The organism is Amycolatopsis sp. Hca4 (genome assembly GCF_013364075.1).
GTDB lineage: Bacteria > Actinomycetota > Actinomycetes > Mycobacteriales > Pseudonocardiaceae > Amycolatopsis.
This window is the reverse complement of sequence record NZ_CP054925.1, coordinates 8,773,155-8,790,939: the sequence shown is the minus strand read 5'-3', so window position 1 is coordinate 8,790,939 and position 17,785 is coordinate 8,773,155. Positions and strand designations below refer to the sequence as shown.

At 72.8% G+C, this 17,785-nt stretch carries 15 protein-coding genes and 2 pseudogenes; 8 read left to right on the top strand and 9 right to left on the bottom strand.

Annotated features, from left to right (window positions below; translation table 11 throughout):
* Positions 1 to 77: 77 nt before the first annotated feature.
* From HUT10_RS40010 to HUT10_RS40000, 3 genes are all read right to left on the bottom strand, one after another.
* Positions 78 to 836, bottom strand: coding sequence for a glucose 1-dehydrogenase (locus HUT10_RS40010; RefSeq protein WP_176175934.1), 759 nt, complete (start codon positions 834 to 836; stop codon positions 78 to 80).
* Positions 833 to 1,690, bottom strand: coding sequence for a 3-oxoacyl-ACP reductase (locus tag HUT10_RS40005; protein WP_176175933.1), 858 nt, complete (start codon positions 1,688 to 1,690; stop codon positions 833 to 835). Before HUT10_RS40005 ends, HUT10_RS40010 begins: the two co-directional genes overlap by 4 nt.
* Positions 1,691 to 1,775: 85 nt before the next feature.
* On the bottom strand, positions 1,776 to 1,967 hold the full coding sequence (locus tag HUT10_RS40000; RefSeq protein ID WP_176175932.1) for a ferredoxin: 192 nt from the start codon (positions 1,965 to 1,967) through the stop codon (positions 1,776 to 1,778).
* Between the two features lie 103 nt (positions 1,968 to 2,070).
* Between HUT10_RS40000 and HUT10_RS39995 the strand changes: the two genes are divergently transcribed.
* Both HUT10_RS39995 and HUT10_RS39990 read left to right on the top strand, forming a co-directional pair.
* Positions 2,071 to 3,234: an acyl-CoA dehydrogenase family protein gene (locus HUT10_RS39995; protein ID WP_176175931.1), complete on the top strand. Its 1,164-nt coding sequence runs from the start codon at positions 2,071 to 2,073 to the stop codon at positions 3,232 to 3,234.
* 9 nt (positions 3,235 to 3,243) lie between these two features.
* Positions 3,244 to 4,266 (top strand): acyl-CoA dehydrogenase family protein, encoded by a 1,023-nt coding sequence (locus tag HUT10_RS39990; RefSeq protein ID WP_176175930.1) that lies wholly within the window; start codon positions 3,244 to 3,246, stop codon positions 4,264 to 4,266.
* On the opposite strand, the gene HUT10_RS39985 is transcribed toward HUT10_RS39990, so the two are convergent.
* From HUT10_RS39985 to HUT10_RS39970, 4 genes are all read right to left on the bottom strand, one after another.
* Positions 4,263 to 5,396 carry a serine hydrolase gene (locus HUT10_RS39985; RefSeq protein WP_176175929.1) on the bottom strand — a complete coding sequence of 378 codons (1,134 nt, stop codon included), beginning with the start codon at positions 5,394 to 5,396 and terminating at the stop codon, positions 4,263 to 4,265. The genes HUT10_RS39990 and HUT10_RS39985 overlap by 4 nt on opposite strands.
* 2 nt (positions 5,397 to 5,398) lie before the next feature.
* Positions 5,399 to 8,080, bottom strand: a complete 2,682-nt coding sequence (locus HUT10_RS39980) for a bifunctional GNAT family N-acetyltransferase/acetate--CoA ligase family protein (protein WP_176175928.1) — start codon at positions 8,078 to 8,080, stop codon at positions 5,399 to 5,401.
* A 2-nt stretch (positions 8,081 to 8,082) separates the two neighbouring features.
* Positions 8,083 to 9,252 carry an acetoin utilization protein AcuC gene (locus HUT10_RS39975; protein WP_176175927.1) on the bottom strand — a complete coding sequence of 390 codons (1,170 nt, stop codon included), beginning with the start codon at positions 9,250 to 9,252 and terminating at the stop codon, positions 8,083 to 8,085.
* 490 nt (positions 9,253 to 9,742) lie between these two features.
* The gene (locus HUT10_RS39970; protein WP_176175926.1) at positions 9,743 to 10,588 is read right to left on the bottom strand and encodes a sulfurtransferase; all 846 of its coding nucleotides are present in this window, start codon (positions 10,586 to 10,588) and stop codon (positions 9,743 to 9,745) included.
* A gap of 113 nt (positions 10,589 to 10,701) precedes the next feature.
* On the opposite strand from HUT10_RS39970, the gene HUT10_RS39965 reads away from it, so the two are divergent.
* The 5 genes and pseudogenes from HUT10_RS39965 to HUT10_RS51420 form a co-directional block, all read left to right on the top strand.
* Positions 10,702 to 11,418 (top strand): metal-dependent transcriptional regulator, encoded by a 717-nt coding sequence (locus HUT10_RS39965; RefSeq protein WP_086838114.1) that lies wholly within the window; start codon positions 10,702 to 10,704, stop codon positions 11,416 to 11,418.
* Entirely contained in the window at positions 11,415 to 12,599 is a 1,185-nt protein-coding gene (galK, locus tag HUT10_RS39960; RefSeq protein ID WP_176175925.1) for a galactokinase, read from the top strand. Before HUT10_RS39965 ends, galK begins: the two co-directional genes overlap by 4 nt.
* 99 nt (positions 12,600 to 12,698) lie before the next feature.
* Positions 12,699 to 13,679 (top strand): UDP-glucose 4-epimerase GalE, encoded by a 981-nt coding sequence (gene galE, locus HUT10_RS39955; protein ID WP_176175924.1) that lies wholly within the window; start codon positions 12,699 to 12,701, stop codon positions 13,677 to 13,679.
* Positions 13,680 to 13,817: 138 nt separating this feature from the next.
* A pseudogene (locus tag HUT10_RS51425) lies at positions 13,818 to 13,955 on the top strand (UDP-glucose 4-epimerase GalE); the annotation flags it as partial.
* A gap of 142 nt (positions 13,956 to 14,097) precedes the next feature.
* Positions 14,098 to 14,223 (top strand): annotated as a pseudogene (locus HUT10_RS51420) (UDP-glucose 4-epimerase GalE); the annotation flags it as partial.
* Between the two features lie 287 nt (positions 14,224 to 14,510).
* Here HUT10_RS51420 and HUT10_RS39950 read toward each other — a convergent pair.
* Together HUT10_RS39950 and HUT10_RS39945 are read right to left on the bottom strand one after the other, a co-directional pair.
* Complete coding sequence (locus HUT10_RS39950) at positions 14,511 to 15,563, bottom strand: DUF4192 domain-containing protein (RefSeq protein WP_176175923.1); 1,053 nt, start codon at positions 15,561 to 15,563, stop codon at positions 14,511 to 14,513.
* A 167-nt stretch (positions 15,564 to 15,730) separates the two neighbouring features.
* Positions 15,731 to 16,585, bottom strand: a complete 855-nt coding sequence (locus tag HUT10_RS39945; RefSeq protein WP_176175922.1) for a M23 family metallopeptidase — start codon at positions 16,583 to 16,585, stop codon at positions 15,731 to 15,733.
* A gap of 95 nt (positions 16,586 to 16,680) precedes the next feature.
* Here HUT10_RS39945 and HUT10_RS39940 point away from each other — a divergent pair, with 95 nt between their 5' ends.
* The gene (locus tag HUT10_RS39940) at positions 16,681 to 17,778 is read left to right on the top strand and encodes a sensor histidine kinase (protein ID WP_254897235.1); all 1,098 of its coding nucleotides are present in this window, start codon (positions 16,681 to 16,683) and stop codon (positions 17,776 to 17,778) included.
* Positions 17,779 to 17,785: the final 7 nt, after the last annotated feature.

Sequence of the window (17,785 nt, the reverse complement as noted above, 5' to 3'; positions counted from 1 at the left end):
AGGTCGTCACTGACCTCCGAGTCTTCTCCACACCCGGTCCACAGTTTTCGTTAGCGGTGTTTACTCAGCGTTGTCCGTCAGAAGTTGAGCGCGTGCGTCGCCGTCGCCCCTCCGTCCGCGACGAACTCCGCGCCCGTGCAGTACGCGCTTTCGTCGCTGGCCAGGAACAGCACCAGCTTGGCGATGTCCTCGGGCTGCCCGACCCGCTTCAGCGCGACCTTCTTCCCGACGTACGACATGTCGACTTTCTGGCCGCCCGCCGCGGTCTCGACCATCTTCGTGTCGATCGCGCCGGGGTGCACCGAGTTGACGCGGATGTGCTTCTTGCCGAGCTCCATCGCCGCGACCTTGGTCATCCCGCGGATCGCGAACTTGCTCGCGGTGTAGGCGACGAGGTAGGGCATCCCGGCCAGACCCTCCACAGAGGACACGTTGACGATGGAGCCACCGCCGGCGGCGGTCATCGGTTCAACGACCGAGCGCATGCCGAGAAACGCCCCGATCTGGTTCACCCGGATGACACGTTCGTAGTCGGCCAGCGTCGTCTGCGCGAGCTCGGAGAAGTGCAGGATGCCGGCGTTGTTGACCAGCACGTTCGGGTGGCCGAACTCGGTGGTCGCGCGTTCGACCGCGGCGGCCCAGCCGTCCTCGTCGCCGACGTCGAGGTGCTGGTAGACGGCCCGCTCGCCGAGGTCGGCGGCCAGTTGCTTGCCCTCGTCGTCGAGGATGTCGGCGATCACCACGCGCGCGCCTTCGGCGACGAACGCGCGAGCGGCGGCCTCGCCCTGCCCGCGCGCGGCGCCGGTGATCAGGGCGATCTTCCCGTCCAGCCTCATGACTCTCCCAGGATTTCGGTGGCGGCGAACATCCGGCCGGGGTCGCGGTCGGCGAAGAAGGTGGTGAAGGACGTCTCGAGCTCGTCGAGCTGCCAGCGCCGCTCGATCCGCGGCGCCTCGACCAGCGCGACGGAGCCGCCGTGGACGACGAACACCTGGCCGTTGACGTGCTCGGCCGCCGGGGAGGCGAGGTAGGCGACGAACGGGGCGACGTGCTCGACCGAGAGCGGATCGGTGCCCTCGGCGGGAGCAGCACCGAACACGCCCTCGGTCATCGCCGTCCGTGCGCGCGGGCAGATCGCGTTGGCGCGGACGCCGTACTTGGCCAGGCCGCGGGCGGCCGACATGGTGAGCGCGGTGATGCCGGCCTTCGCCGCGGCGTAGTTCGGCTGGCCGGGCGAGCCGATGAGGAACGCCTCGGACGCGGTGTTGACCAGCCGCCCGTACACCGGCGCACCGTCCGCTTTGGACTTGTCGCGCCAGTGCTTCGCGGCGTTGCGGGACAGCAGGAAGTGGCCGCGCAGGTGCACGCGCAGCACGGTGTCCCAGTCGTCGTCGGACATCGAGAAGAGCATCTTGTCGCGCAGGACGCCCGCGTTGTTCACCACGATGTCGAGCCCGCCGAGGTCGAGCGCGGCTTCGACGAGCGCGTCGGCCGTGGCCCGCTCGCCGATGTCGCCGTCGACCGCGACGGCCTTGCCGCCGGCCGCTTCGATCTCGGCGACCACGTCCTTCGGCTCGCCGATGTCGTTGACGACCACCGTCGCGCCGCCGGCCGCGAGCGCGAGCGCTTCGGCCCGCCCCAGCCCCGCCGCGGCACCCGTGACGATCGCCGTCCTGCCGGTCAAGCTCACCGCGGGGACCTCCTCGCCGAGTCCGGGATGTCGGGCCTACAGTAGAATCTGTTCTCGTTCGAGGCAACCCTTTGAGTGAACAGTGCTAACCCGTGATGAACAGGGCATTCTTCGGGCAGCCCTTGACTGCACTGGTAACGCGTTCTACCTGGTCGTCCGGCACCGGACCGGGCTGGATCACCAGCTCTTCCTCGTCGTCGAGGTCGAAGACGTCCGGGGCGAGCCCCACGCACACCGCGTTCGCCTCGCACAGCAGCCGGTCGACGCCGATCTCCATGCTTCCTCCGCCGCTCGAGCCCTGGTACAACTAGAACAGGTTCTACTGTAACGCCGGGAGCCGGTACGGCACCACAACGAGCCGGACCGGGTGGAGGTGACGGGTGCGGATCGATTACACGCTCCAGCAGCACGCGCTGGCCGCGGAGCTCCGGGAGTACTTCGCCGAGCTGATGACGCCCGAACGGCGTGCGGGCCTCCGCTCGGGCGGGGGCGAGTACGGCGATGGCCTGGCGTACAAGGAGATCGTGCGGCAGCTGGGCAAGGACGGCTGGCTCGCGCTGGGCTGGCCGCCGGAGTACGGCGGGCAGGGCCGGTCGATGCTCGACCAGCTCATCTTCACCGACGAAGCGGCCGTCGCGGGGGTGCCGGTGCCGTTCCTGACGGTGAACACCGTCGGCCCGACGATCATGCGCTACGGCACCGAAGACCAGAAGGCGTTCTACCTGCCGAAGATCGCCGCCGGCGAGCTGCACTTCTCGATCGGCTACTCCGAGCCGGAGGCCGGCACCGACCTGGCGTCCCTGCGGACCCGCGCCGAGCGCGACGGCGACGAGTACGTCGTCACCGGGCAGAAGATGTGGACGAGCCTGATCGAGTACGCCGACTACGTCTGGCTCGCCGTCCGGACCGATCCTGCGGCGAAGAAGCACCGCGGGCTCTCGATGCTCATCGTGCCGACCTCGGCCGAAGGGTTCTCCTGGACCAAGGTGCACACGGTCGCGGGCGCCGGGACCAGCGCGACCTACTACGACGGCGTGCGCGTGCCGGTGTCGGCGCGCGTGGCCGAAGAGAACGCGGGCTGGCCGCTGATCACCAACCAGCTCAACCACGAACGCGTCGCGCTGACGTCGTCGGCACCGATCCGCAAGGCCCTCGCCGACGTGCTGGCGTGGGCGGAGGAGACCGGCGCCATCGAGCAGGAGTGGGTGCGGGTGAACCTGGCGCGGGTGCACGCCGGCGCGGAGTACCTGAAGCTGCGGAACTGGCGGATCGCCTGGGCGGCCGCGGCCAGCGAGCTCGGCCCGGCGGAGGCGTCGGCGACGAAGGTGTTCGGCACGGAGTTCGCGATCGAGGCCTACCGGCTGCTGATGGAGGTGCTCGGCGCGGCCGCCGTCGTCCGCGACGGCTCGCCGGGCGCGCTGCTGGCCGGGCGGATCGAGCGGCTGCACCGCTCGGCGCTGATCCTCACCTTCGGCGGCGGCACCAACGAGATCCAGCGGGACATGATCGCCGCCACCGCCCTCGGCCTGCCCGTCACGCGCTAGGAGCGACGTATGGACTTCACCCCTTCCGAAGCGTCGGCCGACCTCGCCGCGCTGACCCGGCGGCTGCTGGCCGACAAGGTCACCCACGACCCGCACGGCACCGGCGGCTTCGACACCGTCGCGTGGACGGCCCTCGGCCAGGCGGGCGTGCTGGACGCGGCGCTGCCGTCGTCGCTCGGCGGCGGCGGGTTCGGGCTGCTGGAGCAGTGCTCGGTGCTGACCGAGATCGGCCGCGCGGTGGCGGCAGTCCCCTACCTGCCGTCGATCACGATGGCCGCGTCGGCGCTGGCCGAGTTCGGCACGCCGGAGCTGGTGGACCGCTGGGTGCTGCCGGTGCTGCGCGGCGAGCGGGTCCTCGCGGTGGCGCTGTCCGGGTTCACCGCCGTGGCCGGCCGGGTGTCGGGCACGCAGACCGCGGTGCCGTTCGGCGCCTTCGCGCACGGGTTCCTGGTGGCCACGCCCGGCGAGGTGTTCCTGGTCGACGCGGCCGGGCCCGGGGTCTCGGTGCAGCCGCAGCAGACGGTGGACCACGCGGACGCCGCGCTGCTGTCGCTGTCCGAAGTGCCCGGGGTGCCGCTGGGTGACATCGGCGAGTGGCTGCGCCTGCGCGGGACGGTGGGGGTGTGCGCGCAGCAGCTCGGCGTGGTCGAGCGGGCCTTGGAACTGACCGCGGCGTACGCGGCCGAGAGGAAGCAGTTCGACCACGTGATCGGCGGCTTCCAGGCGGTCCGCCAGCGGCTCGCGGACGCTTACCTGGACGTGGAAGCGGTCCGCCTGACCACCCTGCAGGCGGCCTGGCAGCTGACGTCCGAGGTGCCGGCCGCTCCGGCGGTGGCGACGGCGAAGTTCTGGGCGGCGGAGGCCGGCCACCGGGTGGCCCACACGGCGGTGCACGTCCACGGCGGCGTCGGCATCGACGTCGACCACGTGGTCCACCGGTACTTCGCGGCGGCGAAGCGCCTGGAGTTCCAGCTCGGCGGGGCCACCCACCAGCTGCTGACCCTGGGCGACCTCCTCGCGGGCCCTCGCTAGCTCGCCGCGTAGGTCCAGACCTGCTTCATCAGCGGCGTCGGCTCGGGGCTGGTCAGCTCGACCTGGGTGAGCAGGACCGAGACCGTGCCCGTCGACGGGACCAGGTGCAGGGCCGTTCCCGCGCCGCCGACCCAGCCGTAGCGGCCCGGGACCTCCCAGGGCTCCTGCGGGTCCACGTCGACCGAACCGCCGTAGCCCCAGCCCTGGCCGCGCAGGAACGGCCGGGCCGCCGCGCGCTGGGCCGGCGTCAGGTGGTCGGTCGTCATCCGGTGCACCGATTCCGGTGTCAGGAGGCGGTGGCCGGCCGCCGTGCCGCCGTCGCGCAGGAAGCGGGCGAACGCGAGGAGGTCGTCGGCCGTCGAGACGAGCCCGCCCGCCCCGGACGGGAACGGCGGTGGCGCGCTCCACCGGCCCTCCGGCGAGTCGATCAGCCGCAGGCCGTCCTCGCCGCGGCGGTAGGCGCTGGTGAACCGGCCGAGCGCGGCCGTCGGCACGGTGAACCCGGTGTCGGCCATGCCGAGCGGCTCGAACAGCCGCTCCGCCAGGAAGTCCGGCAGCGGACGGCCGGACGCACGCGCGATCAGCACGCCCTGCAGGTCCGAGCCGGTCTCGAAGAGCCACGCCTCCCCCGGCTGGTGCAGCATCGGCACCTGCGCCAGCGCCGCCAGCCACGCGTCCGGCGACAGCGCCCGCGGTGACGCGGCCGGGTGCCCCAGCACCTGCAGCAGCAGGTCGACCGCGGGCAGCGTCATGTCGGCGGCGAGGCCGTACCCGCAGCGGAAGGCGAGCAGGTCGGCGACCGTGACCGGGCGGACGGCGGGGACCACGTCGTCGACCGGGCCGTCCGGCGTGCGGACGACCACCGGCGCGGCCAGCTCCGGCAGCCACCGCGCGATCGGGTCGTCCAGGGCCAGCTCGCCGTCGTCGACGAGCAGGAGGACGGCCGCGGCGGTGATCGGCTTGGTGAGCGACGCGATGCGGAACAGCGAGTCCCGCGCCATCGGGACGGTCCCCTCGACGTCGGCCGAACCGACGGCGGCGGCTTCGACCTGTTCGCCGCGGGCGACCAGCGCCACCGCGCCCGGCTGGTCGCCGAGGTGGCGGGACAGCAGCTCGGTCAGTGCGGCCATGGTCAGTCCTGGGGATTGATGGCGCGCAGGCGGCGCGGGCCGGTGTCGGGGCGCGAGGGCGGTGCCCCCAGCACCAGGCGGGCGTTGGCGACGAACGCGCCGTCCGGCGAGGCCAGGATCGGGTCCAGCACCAACGACCGGACCTCCGGGTTGTCCTCGGCCAGCGCCGCCACCCGCAGCACCATGTCCTGCAGTGCGGCGAGGTCGGCGGGCTCGTCGCCGCGGTAGCCGGTGAGCAGCGGTGCCGTCCGTGGCTCGCGCAGCAGCGTCGCCGCGTCGACGTCGGTGAGCGGCACGGCGCGGTAGGCCCGGTCGCCGAGCAGCGTGCTGACCAGCCCGGACAGCCCGAACGACACGAGCGTGCCGAACGACGGGTCGTCCTGCAGCCCGATCACGCACGACAGGCCCTTGGGTGCCATCCGCTGGACGTAGACCTCGTCGTCGCCGGAGACCTCGCGCAGCGTCTCGTAGGCGTTGCGCACCGAGTCTTCGGACGCCAGGTCCAGCCGGACGCCGGCCAGGTCGGGCCGGCCGCGCAGCCGCTCGTCGACCGCCTTGAGCGTCACCGGGTAGCCCAGCTCGGCCGCCGCCGCGACCGCTTCGTCCACTGTGGACACGATGCGGAACGGCACGACGTCGATGCCGTAGCAGTCCAGCAGCCGCACGACTTCGGCGTCCGAGAGCAGCGTCGTCTTCCCGCTGTCGGCTTCGAGGAGCTCGCGCACGATGCCCTGCGCCTGTTCGGTGTGGATCCCCGCGGGCCGCACGAGCGTGCCCTGCGGGCGTTGCCGCCACGCCGCGTACCGGACGACCCGGGCGAGGGAGTTCACCGCGCGTTCGGGGCTCGGGTACGACGGGATCGAGCCCCGCGTCGGCACACCGTCTTCGGTCAGGACCGCAAGTTCGTCCGGCACGCCTTCGGCGGCGAGGAACGTCGAGACGATCGGCTTGCGCTGCCCCAGTTCGACGACGGTCTCCCGCAGGGCCCGCGCGTACGCGGTGCCGGGGATGGCGATCGGCGGGGCGAACACGACGACAAGCGCATCGGTGTCCGGCGAGGTGAGGGCCTCGCGGACGGCCTTGGCGAACTCTTCCGGCCCGGCTTGCGGGCCGACGTCCACCGGGTCCGACGCCAGCCGCAGGCCCTGCATCCGCGCGGTGTCGGCGGCCAGCAGCCCGATCGCGCTGGAGTTGCCGACGATCCCCACCCGCGGCCCGGCGGGCAGCGGCTGGTGGGCGAACACGAGCGCGGTGTCGAACAGCTGCGCCAGCGACTCCACCCGCACCACGCCGGCCTGCTCGAACAGCGTCTGGACGCTGGCTTCGTCGATCTCCGTCGACGTGGCCGCCAGCTGCGGCCGGACCGCGTGCCGGCCCGACTTGACGGCGACGATCGGCTTCGTCCTGGCGAGCCGCCGGGCCAGCCGCGCGAACTTGCGCGGGTTGCCGAAGGACTCCAGGTACAGCAGCACGAGGTCGGTGTCCGGGTCGGTTTCCCAGTACTGGAGCAGGTCGTTGCCCGAGACGTCGGCGCGGTTGCCTGCCGAGACGAACGTGGACAGGCCGAGCCCGCGCGCTTCGGCGTCGGCGAGGATCGCGGTGCCCAGCGCGCCGGACTGGCAGAAGAAACCGGTGCGCCCGCGGCCGGGCAGCCGGGGCGCGAGGGTGGCGTTCAGCCGGATGCCGGGGGCGGTGTTGAGCACGCCGAGCGCGTTCGGGCCCACCACGCGCATGCCGTGCGCCCGCGCCTCGCCGACCAGCCGCAGCTCGGCGTGCAGGCCGTGCGGCCCGGCCTCGGCGAACCCGCTGGACAGGATCAGCAGCGTCTTGACGCCCTTGGCCAGGCACGCGTCCAAAACGGACTCGACGGCCTCGGCGGGCACCGCGACCACGGCCAGGTCGACCGGGTCCGGGATGTCCAGCACCGACGGGTAGGCGCGCACGCCCCGGATCGCGCGGTGCTCGGGGTTGACCGGGTAGACGGTGCCGGTGAACGCGGCCGCGAGGAGGTTCACGAAGGCGACGTGGCCGACCTTGCCCGGCTCGGCGGACGCGCCGATCACCGCGATCGAGGACGGGTGCAGCAGGTTGTGCACGCTGCGGGCCTCGGCCGCCTGCTCGCGGGAGCGCGCGACGGCGAGGGACTCCTCGGTCGGGTCGATGTCGAACTCCAGGTGCAGCACGCCTTCCTCGATCTCGCGGCTGACCTGGTAGCCGGCGTCGCGGAACACGCGCACCATGGCGGCGTTCTCGGCGAGCACCTCGGCGACGAACCGGCGCAGCCCGCATTCGGAGGCGGCCGCGGCGAGGTGTTCGAGCAGGATCGAGCCCAGGCCGCGGCCCTGGTGGGCGTCGCTGACGACGAAGGCGACTTCGGCCGACGGGCCGTGGTCGAGCCGTTCGTACCGGCCGACCGCGACGATGTCGTCGCCGAGGAACGCGGCGAACGCGACCCGGTCGTGGTGGTCGACGGTCGAGAAGCGTTTCAGGTCCCTTTCCGGGATCCGCGGGTAGGCGCCGAAGTAGCGGAAGTAGCGGGTGCGTTCGGAGAGTTTCGCGTGGAAGGCGACGAGGCCGTCGGCGTCGGTGGGCACGATCGGGCGCAGGTGGACGGTGCCGCCGTCGGACAGCACGACGTCGGCCTCCCAGTCGCGGGGGTAGTCGAAGGGGTCCCGTCCGGCCATGGTCAGTCCCTGGGGTCGTCCGGGTCGAGGCCGTGCAGCGGGAAGACGGCGCGGCGGGTGTCCCGGACGGCGATGTCGACCGGGTCGTCCTCGCCGTCGCCCCACGGCTTGAACTCCGTGTCGCGGTCGTCGGTCATGGTCTGCGGGAGCTCGGCGTGCGGCGCGGCCTTGGTGACGGTTTCCCGCCAGCCGGGCGGCAGCGGCGTCGCCGGGTCGACGTCCCGGTCGAGGACGGTGGCGATCAGGTGCGTCCACGAGCGCGGAACGACCCGGATCAGCTGGTAGCCCCCACCGCCGACGGCGATCCACTTCCCGCCGGCGTAGGTCTCGGCGAGGTCGCGGAGGGTGGCGTAGATGGTGCGGTGGCCGTCGACGCTCAGCGAGAGGTCGGCCAGCGGGTCCTCTTCGTGGGAGTCGACCCCGCACTGGGTGAACAGCAGCTGCGGTTCGAAGTCGGCGAGCAGGGACGGGACGACGGCGTGGAAGGCCCGCAGCCAGCCGGGGTCTTTGGTGCGCGGCGGCAGCGGGACGTTGACGGCGGTGCCGTCGGCTTTCCCGCGGCCGGTCTCGGCGGAGTAGCCGGTGCCCGGCCAGAGCGTGAACGGGTGCTGGTGCATCGAGATGGTGAGCACGCGCGGGTCGTCGTAGAAGGCGGCCTGGACGCCGTCGCCGTGGTGGACGTCGGTGTCGATGTAGGCGATGCGGTCGAAGCCGTGGTCGAGCAGCCACGAGATGGCGACGGCACAGTCGTTGTAGACGCAGAAGCCCGCGGCCCGGTCCCGCATGGCGTGGTGCAGCCCCCCGGCGATGTTGACGGCCCGCGTGGCCTCGCCTTCGGCGACCTTCCGCGCGGCGAGCAGGGTGGACCCGACGACGAGCGCGGAGGCATCGTGCATGTCGGAGAAGACGGGGTTGTCGGAGGTCCCGAGCCCGTGCCCGACATCCCACCCGACAAGAGGCGCCTCCCGCACGGCGGCGAGGTATTCGGGGGCGTGGATCCGGAGGAGTTCTTCGTCCCCGGCCCCGGTGGGGACGAGCAGCGGAACGTCCTGGAGGACACCGAGCTCGGTGGCCAGCCGGACGGTGAGCTCCAGCCGCACGGGATTGAAGGGGTGATCCCCACCCAGGTCATAACCGAGCAGCCCACGATCCCAAACAACGGCAGGCGACATGCGGTCGACTCTAGTGCCGATCGCGGGGACGCGTGGGGTGGCGAGCGGGGCAAGGTGGGCGCCGGGGGTCGGCGCGGCCCGGCGGGGTGCTGGTCGCCCCCGGTGCTGCGGGATCGCGCGGCGCTGTCCACTGCGGCCGCCGGGCGGCGATCGGCTCGGCAGGGCATCCGGCCATCGGGGATGCCACCCCGGCCCCACCGCCGCTCAGCACGACGCGGCGCTGGCTCTCGGGCAGTGGGGGTGTCGCGGCCCGACCGCTCTCGGCTTGCTCGGGTGACGATCAGCCGCACCTGCGGCCGGCCCGCTCATCACCGCACGGGGGATGCCGCCTCCGCCCGGGCCGCGCCCGCGCCGCGGCCCGGGCAGTGCGGGCCGCGCGGCCCCGATCACCCTCGGCCGGCTCCGGTGGTGGCCAGCCCGGCCAGGCATCTGCCGCCGGGGCAGTTCGAACCCGCGCGGCCCGGTCGCCTTCGGCCTGCTCAGGTGGGCGTCAGCCCGGCAGGGGGCCCGTCGCCGCGGGGCGGTTCGGGTTGCGGGACCAGTGGGACCACGAGCCCGCGTACAGGCCCGCTCCCGGGTGGCCCGCCAGCTCCAGGGCCAGGACCACCGAACTGGCCGTCACGCCCGAGCCGCAGTACGCCGCGACCGGCTCTCCCGGGCGCAGGCCCAGGTTCGCGAAGTGCGCCGCCAGCTCCGTCGGGGGCCGCCAGCGGCCGTCCGGGCCGATGTGGGCCGAGAACGGGGCGTTCACCGCTCCCGGGATGTGACCCGCCCGGGGGTCCACCGGCTCCGTCTCGCCCGTGTACCTCGGCGTTGCCCGGGCGTCGAGCAGCAGGCCCTCGCGGGCCAAGGCAGCCGCTTCGTCCGCGTCCAGGACCGGCATGCCTCCCGGGTGGACCGTGAAGTCGCCCGGCTCCGGGTGCTCCTCCTCCGTGCTCACCGGACGCCCCTCGGATGACCACGCCGCGTAACCGCCGTCGAGGACCGTCACCTCTTCGTGGCCCGCCCAGCGCAGGAGCCACCAGGCGCGCGCCGCCACCGAGCCGTCCGCGTCGTCGTACGCCACCACCGGGACGCCCTCGCGGACGCCGGCCGCGCGCAGGTCGCGCTGCAGGTCGGCCGGGTCGGGCAGGGGGTGTCTGCCGCCCTCGCCCGGCTCGCCCGCGAGCACCCGGTCGAGGTCGACGAACACCGCGCCGGGCACATGGCTCTCGCGGTAGGAGTCGGCGCCGGGCGGGCCGGCGAGCCGCCAGCGGACGTCGAGGACCACGGGGCGGTCCCCGGCCGGGCCGGCCAGCGCGGCGGCGAGGTCGGTGGTGCTGATCAGCGGACGCATGCCTCCCATCTTCCAGCGGCCGCCCACCCGGCCGCGCCGGGGTGCGGACATATCCCCCACCGGCGAGTTGTTACTCCCGAGGGCCGCCGCCGCTGTCGGGGTCAACGACTACGATGAGCAACGCGGACGAAGGGGACAGCGTGAACGATCTCATCGACACCACCGAGATGTACTTGCGTACCATTTACGAGCTCGAAGAGGAAGGTGTCGTTCCGCTGCGCGCCCGCATTGCCGAGCGCTTGCAGCAGAGCGGCCCGACCGTGAGCCAGACGGTCGCCCGGATGGAGCGCGACGGCCTGGTCGTCGTCGCCGACGACCGGCACCTGCAGCTGACCGACCACGGCCGGGAACTGGCCATCGCCGTCATGCGCAAGCACCGCCTGGCCGAACGCCTCCTCGTCGACGTGATCGGGCTCGAGTGGGAGCACGTGCACAACGAGGCGTGCCGCTGGGAGCACGTGATGAGCGAGGCCGTCGAGCGCAAGCTGGTCAAGCTGCTCGACCACCCGACCACCTCGCCCTACGGCAACCCGATCCCCGGCCTCGACAAGCTGGGCGACGGAGAACCCGCGCCGCCCGCGGAGGCCGACCTGGTCCGGCTCGACGAGTTCGCCCGCACCGGCGGCGGCCGCGTCGAGATCCGGCGCATCGCCGAGCACGTCCAGCTGGACGAGTCGCTGATGACCGAGCTCAAGTCCGTCGGCATCGTGCCGGGCGGCACGGTCACCGTCGGCAAGGCCAACGGCGGCACCATCGAGGTCACCGGCGGGGACACCACCGCCCAGGTCGCCAGCTCCGCGCTGCACGCCGTCCTGGCGCAGGCCCGATGAGCCCGTCTTCGGAGGCCGTGGCGGCGTTCCGCACGGTCCACGGCTCGGCGCCGGCCGGCGTCTGGTCGGCGCCCGGCCGCGTCAACCTGATCGGCGAGCACACCGACTACAACGACGGCTTCGTGCTGCCGTTCGCCCTGCCGCACCGGCTGGCCGTGGCGGCGGCGCCCCGCGAGGACGGCGTGCTGTCCGTGGCCACCCTGGGCGACGACGGCCAGCTCCAGCGCTCCGGCGAGCTGAAGATCGCCGACCTGGCGCCGGGCTCGGTCGAGGGGTGGGCCGCGTACCCGGCGGGCGTCGCCTGGGTGCTGCGTGACCAGGGCTTCCCCAACGGCGCCAACCTGGTGATCGCCGGGGACGTGCCGTCCGGGGCGGGGCTGTCCTCCTCCCACGCGCTCGAGTGCGCGGTGTCGCTGGCGCTGCTGGGCCTGGCCGGCCTGGAGCTGGACGGCAGCCGCGACGACGTCCCGTCGCGGCCCGAGATCGCGCGGTGGGTGCAGCGGTCGGAGAACGACTTCGTCGGCGCCCCCACCGGCCTGCTCGACCAGACGGCGTCCCTCTGCTGCACCGAGTCGCACGTGCTGTTCCTCGACGTGCGCTCGGGTGAGCAGGAGCAGGTGCCGTTCGGCCTCGCCGAGGCCGGGCTGCAGGTGCTGATCATGGACACCCGCACCAAGCACTCGCACGCCGAGGGCGGCTACGGCGAGCGCCGCCGCGGCACCGAGCGGGCGGCCGAGCTGCTCGGGGTGAAGGCGCTGCGTGACGTCACCGTCGAGGGTCTTTCCGATGCCCTCGACCGGCTCCCGGAGGACCTCGTGCCGCTGGTGCGGCACGTCGTCACCGAGAACCAGCGGGTGCTCGAGACGGTCGAGCTGCTGCGCGCCGGGCGGCTGGCCGAGATCGGGCCGTACCTGGACGCTTCGCACGTCAGCATGCGCGACGACTACCGGATCTCCACGGCCGAGCTGGACCTCGCGGTCGACTCGGCGCGGGCGGCCGGCGCACTCGGCTCCCGGATGACCGGCGGCGGCTTCGGCGGCTCGGCGATCGCGCTGGTCCGCGACGCCGACCTGGAGCGGGTCAAGGAAGCCGTCGACGCGGCGTACGAAAAGGCCGGTTACCGGCGGCCGCGGATGTTCACGGCGGTGCCTTCGCGCGGCGCCGGCCGCGACGAGCTCTGACACCGCGCGGGTCCGCTCGGGGCAACCCCCGCGCGGACCCGCGCGTCGTCGAGGGGGAAGACTGTGGGCCACAGTCACCCTCGGCAGGAAGGCCTGGATGTGTCGGAGCAGAGCAACGCCCTGAAGCTGGTCGTGACGGGCGGAGCCGGGTACGTCGGAAGTGTCTGCGCCGCCCGGCTGGTCGAAGCCGGGCACCAGGTCACCGTCGTCGACGACCTGTCCACCGGGCACGCCGACGCCGTCCACCCGGACGCGCGGTTCATCGAAGGCGACGCCGCCGAGGTGGCGGGCAGCCTGCTGCGCGAGGGCTTCGACGGTGTGCTGCACTTCGCGGCGAAGTCGCTGGTCGGCGAGTCGATGACGGAGCCGGCGAAGTACTGGGAAGGCAACGTCGTCACCTCCCTGCGGCTGCTGGAGGCCATGCAGGAGCACGGCACGCCCCGGCTGGTGTTCTCGTCGACGGCGGCGACCTACGGCGAGCCGGAGCAGTCGCCGATCCCGGAGACGGCGCCGACCCGGCCGACCAACACCTACGGCGCCACGAAGCTCGCCATCGACGCGGCGATCACCAGCTTCGCCGTCGCGCACGGCCTGGCGGCGGTGAGCTTGCGCTACTTCAACGTCGCGGGCGCGTACGGCGCCTTCGGCGAGCGCCACACCACGGAAACCCATCTCATTCCTCTCGTTCTCCAGGTCGCCACGGGCGACCGCGAGCAGATCCAGATCTACGGCGACGACTACCCGACGCCGGACCACACGGCGGTGCGCGACTACATCCACGTCGTGGACCTCGCCGACGCCCACCTGCTGGCGCTGAAGCACGCCACGGCGGGCGAGCACCGGATTTACAACCTGGGGAATGGCACGGGGTTCTCCGTTCTCGAGGTGATCGAGGCTTGTCGCGAGGTGACCGGCCACCCGGTGCCGGCGGCGGTGGCTCCGCGGCGGGCGGGTGACCCGTCGGTGCTCGTGGCGGCCAGTGACCGGGCTCGGGAAGAGCTCGGGTGGAAGCCGGAGCGGACCGATCTTGCTGGGATTGTCCGGGACGCTTGGGTATTCACCCAGTCACGGCGAGGCTGAGCTCGGGGTGACCGGCGGTGGGCTGGGGCTTGTGCGCCCTGGCCCGGACGCTGGGGACGGGCTCCGTGTCGGGTTGGGACCGCCGCGGTCCGGCTCGCGACGGCGGCAGCCGACCTCGCCTGCCGCGCTGGTTACGCAGCGGGGGGCGACGACCCATTGGTGCTTGTGGCCGCCAGCGACCCGGCTCGTGAGGAGCTCGGGTGGAAGCCGGAGCGGACTGATCTCGCTGGGATTGTCCGGGACGCTTGGGAATTCACCCAGTCACGGCGAGGCTGAGCTCGGGGCGGCGGGCTGGGGCTTGTGCGCCCTGGCCCGGACGCCGGTGACGGGCTCCGTGGCGGGTTAGGACCGCCGCAGTCCGGCTCGCGACAGCGGCAGCCAACCTCGCCTGCCGCGCTGGTTACGCGGCGGGGGCGACGACCCATAGGTGCTTGTGGCCGCCAGTGACCCAGCTCGGGAGGAGCTCGGGTGGAAGCCGGAGCGGACCGACCTTGCTGGGATTGTTCGGGACGCTTGGGAATTCACCCAGTCACGGCGAGGCTGAGCCCGGGTGACCGGCGGCAGGCTGGGGCATTTGCGCCCTAGCCCGGCCGCCGTCGACTCGGGCGTAAGCCAACGCGCACCGGGATCGTTTGAGGCGCTTGGGAATTCACCCAGTCGCCACGAGGCTGACCCTTGGGTGGCCGGCGGCGGACCTGGGCTTCTGTGCTCTAGCACGGCCGCCAGTGGTGACGCCGGGCCGAGGCCCGGCTGACCGCCCCCATGCGTCCATAATGGACGATTAAGCCTGCCTCCGCACTCCCTTCGAACCGCGGCCCACGGTGAAGCTGCTCATGCCGCCTGGTCCGCCTCGAAATCTGCCGGCTCCAAGCCGAAGCCCACCAGAGGGCCTGCTGCCGCTGCGGCCAAGCCTCGGATCACCTCCGGGGGTGTTCCCGTGTCCAGCACCCTTCTCAGCAGCGAGGCCAGCACGTGCCCCGGGGCTGCCTCCAATGCGTTGTCCAGGGCCATTCCCGCGAATGTTCCGTCGCCGCGGAGGTAAGCCGAGAAACCCAGCAGGGCCGCCGGTTCGGCTCTCTCCGGGGGTGGGATCTCGCGAACCGCCGTCAGCCAGACGTCCTCCGCTTCGCGAGCCGACGCCGTGGCTGGGGGTACCGCCATTGCCAAGCACAGGTCGCGGATCTCCGGCAGCTTCAACGCGCTTGCCAGCAGCACCGCTTCCTCGTCCGTCGGTGGGCCTTCGTTGCGGCGGTGGCGCTCGAACGCCGCGCGGACCGTCGCGGCCGCGTTGTCTACTCGGGTTTGCTCCGGCCACGGTGGCAATGTCATGCGGGACAAGCGATCCGCTCGGCGGGCCAGCGCTTCCGGTGATCGTGGGGCCAGCAGTGCCTCGAGCTCCTCGCGGCTGTCGAACGCCACCGTTCCGCTCTCGGTTGCGGCCGCCGCCAGGACCGTTGCTCGGGGGTCCGGCAATGCTCCCGCGCATTCTTCGACTTGGTAACACACCCAGGGTGCCCCCGCCCTGATCGCCGGTGCCCACAAGGCGTGCAGGACCGGGAGGCCGAACTCCCCCAGCGCGCGCGTGAGGTCGCCGACGAAAGCCGTGTGTGGGGGTGGCTTCTCCGGTCTTCGCCGTCCGCCGATGATCACCACCGTGATGCCGATGTGGCCGGCCGCTGCGAACCGAGGGGCCAGTGCCTGCGCCTGGCGTGCTCGGTGCTCGCGGCGGGGCAGGTCGCCTCGCAGCACCAGGCCCAGGCGGTTGCCCGGGTGGCAGTGGCCGAGCAGCACCACGGATTTCTCGGGGCGGAAGCCGATCAGGTACGGGAGCGCGGCCAGCAGCTGGGCCGGGTCGCGGAGGTCGGGCGGGGTGGTTGTGGTCATGCCTCCACAGTGGGGCAGAACGGGGGCGGATGGGGCGCCGGGGCGAAATCTGTGGATGGCGGGGGTCGATGTGGACGGAAGCCGCCCGGCCGGGGCCGGGCGGCTCTTTCCTGTCGGTGGGGTGGGCTATGCTGCCCGGCCCACCGGCCGGACACCCGCAAGCGGACTCAGCCGCAGTGCTCGAAGCCGCTCTCGTAGGTGTTGCTGCCCACCGAGCCGCCCCACTTCACGCAGGTCGAGTCGGCCGTCTTCGTCACCGGCCCCGCGTAGTACGTGAAGCTGCCCGAATCGGTCACCCGGGTCGCGCCCTGGACCTCCAGGAACGCCTCGACCGGGCTCGCCGTGCCGAGCGACGTGGCCTTCAGCGTCGTCACGCAGTTCGCCTTCGTGGAAGCGTTGTACAGCAGGTACGCCGTGCCCGACGAGTTGGCCAGCGCCTGCTGGTCCACCACGGAGAAGCCGTCGCCGCACACCTCTTCGGCCGAATACGGGTTGCCGCCGCAGTTGTTCTTGCTCGTGAAGTTCGTGTGGCCGTAGTACGGCACCGCGACGCCGTTCAGCTTCGCCTTCTGCACCACGCCATCCAGGCGCTCCTCGAAGTGCAGGTGCGGTCCGGTGACGCCGCCGGTCGAGCCCGCCTTGCCGATCTCCTTGCCGCCCGCGACCGACTGGCCGACGGAGACCTCCTGGGCCGACAGGTGCGCGTACCGGGTGCGCCAGCCGCCGCCGTGGTCGACCTCGACCCACTTGCCGTAGCTCGTGCTGCCTTCGTCGGCCACCCGGGTCACCGTGCCCGACGCCGAGGCGAGCACCGGCATGCCGGTGATGCCGTCCTTCTGGAAGTCGACCGAGTACGCCGGGCTGTGGCCGCTGAAGGTCGCCGCGGTCACCGTGACACCGCACTTGAACGGCACCTGGAAGTTGGGCGCGGCCGACGCCGTCGTCTGGCCGGCGAGGGTGAGGCCGAGCGCGGGCAGCGCCGCGGCGGCGGCGATCAGGGCGAGCCGTCGCAAGCTGGACATGGGGAACCTCCTGTACAAACGGGACAACTTGACTCCACGCAGGGAAGTCCCCGTCGGTACATTTTCCGTACAAGCACCCGCGGAGGACTGCCGGAATGACGACCCGACCAGCCGGATTCCCCCGGGCCCAGGGCTGGCTGCGCTGGGCCCTCGTCGCCGTGCCGATGGTCGCCGCGATGCCTCGGGCGGGCACGCTCGCCTGGTTCCTGATCGGGCTCACCCTGGTGCTGTCGGTCCCGCTGCTGTGGATCCACGAGACCCGCGTCCGGCCGCTGACGGCGGCGCTGCCGCTCGCCGTGATCGCCACCACCGGCGCGCTCTGGGTGCTCCTGCCGAGCAGCTGGGCGTCGGTGGCGATGTTCAGCACCACGTTCTTCGTCGTGCTGCGGCAGACCGCCGTGCCCATCGTGCTGGCGGTCGGGCTCGACCTCGCCGCGGTCACCGTCGGGGCGGCCCGCTACCACGTCTGGGAAGGCGCCCTGTCGACGTACGCGGTCCTCGCGATCGTCATCCTGATGGGCCTGAACCGGCGCGCCCGCCTCGCCCGCCTCGAGCAGACCGAACTCGCGCTGGCCCGCGCCCAGACCGCCAACGAGGAGCACGCCCGGGCCGCCGCGCTCGCCGAACGCGCCCGGATCGCCCGCGAGCTGCACGACGTCCTGGCGCACTCACTGGCCGGGCTGGCGCTGAACCTGCAGGGCGCGCGGCTGATGCTGGTGCGCGACGGCGCGAGCCCGGACGCACTGGCCCAGATCGAACGGGCGCAGGCGCTGGCCTCGGACGGGCTCGCCGAAGCCCGCAAAGCCGTGGCCGCGCTGCACGAGGACGCCGTCGGCGTCGAACGCGCGATCGCGGACCTGCTCGCCGCGTACCGGCTGGACAGCGGCGCCCGCGCCGACCTCGCGGTCGAAGGCCGCCCGCGCGAGCTCGCCCCGGCGGTCGGCACCGCACTGGTCCGCGCGGTGCAGGAGGCGCTGGCCAACACGCGCAAGCACGCGCCGCAGGCCGAGGTGGACGTCACGCTCGGCTACACCGACGGGTCCGTCGAGCTGACCGTGGCCGACCGACAGGGCAGGCGCCCGCCGGAGGCGCCGGCGGCAGGCTACGGTTTGCGCGGGATGGGCGAGCGGGTCGCGCTGCTCGACGGACGCCTCGACAGCGGGCCGGGGAGGACGGATGGCGGATTCACCTGACGGTGCC

Excerpts from the sequence above, each read along its gene's own strand:
- HUT10_RS39965 (WP_086838114.1), top strand. The coding sequence starts at position 10,702 with ATGAGCAACGCGGACGAAGGGGACAGCGTGAACGATCTCATCGACACC.
- HUT10_RS39945 (WP_176175922.1), bottom strand. The coding sequence starts at position 16,585 with ATGTCCAGCTTGCGACGGCTCGCCCTGATCGCCGCCGCCGCGGCGCTG.
- HUT10_RS39950 (WP_176175923.1), bottom strand. The coding sequence starts at position 15,563 with ATGACCACAACCACCCCGCCCGACCTCCGCGACCCGGCCCAGCTGCTG.
- HUT10_RS40000 (WP_176175932.1), bottom strand. The coding sequence starts at position 1,967 with ATGGAGATCGGCGTCGACCGGCTGCTGTGCGAGGCGAACGCGGTGTGC.
- HUT10_RS39940 (WP_254897235.1), top strand. The coding sequence starts at position 16,681 with ATGACGACCCGACCAGCCGGATTCCCCCGGGCCCAGGGCTGGCTGCGC.
- HUT10_RS39980 (WP_176175928.1), bottom strand. The coding sequence starts at position 8,080 with ATGGCCGGACGGGACCCCTTCGACTACCCCCGCGACTGGGAGGCCGAC.
- HUT10_RS39985 (WP_176175929.1), bottom strand. The coding sequence starts at position 5,396 with ATGGCCGCACTGACCGAGCTGCTGTCCCGCCACCTCGGCGACCAGCCG.
- HUT10_RS40010 (WP_176175934.1), bottom strand. The coding sequence starts at position 836 with ATGAGGCTGGACGGGAAGATCGCCCTGATCACCGGCGCCGCGCGCGGG.
- HUT10_RS39975 (WP_176175927.1), bottom strand. The coding sequence starts at position 9,252 with ATGTCGCCTGCCGTTGTTTGGGATCGTGGGCTGCTCGGTTATGACCTG.
- HUT10_RS39970 (WP_176175926.1), bottom strand. The coding sequence starts at position 10,588 with ATGCGTCCGCTGATCAGCACCACCGACCTCGCCGCCGCGCTGGCCGGC.
- galK (WP_176175925.1), top strand. The coding sequence starts at position 11,415 with ATGAGCCCGTCTTCGGAGGCCGTGGCGGCGTTCCGCACGGTCCACGGC.
- HUT10_RS39990 (WP_176175930.1), top strand. The coding sequence starts at position 3,244 with ATGGACTTCACCCCTTCCGAAGCGTCGGCCGACCTCGCCGCGCTGACC.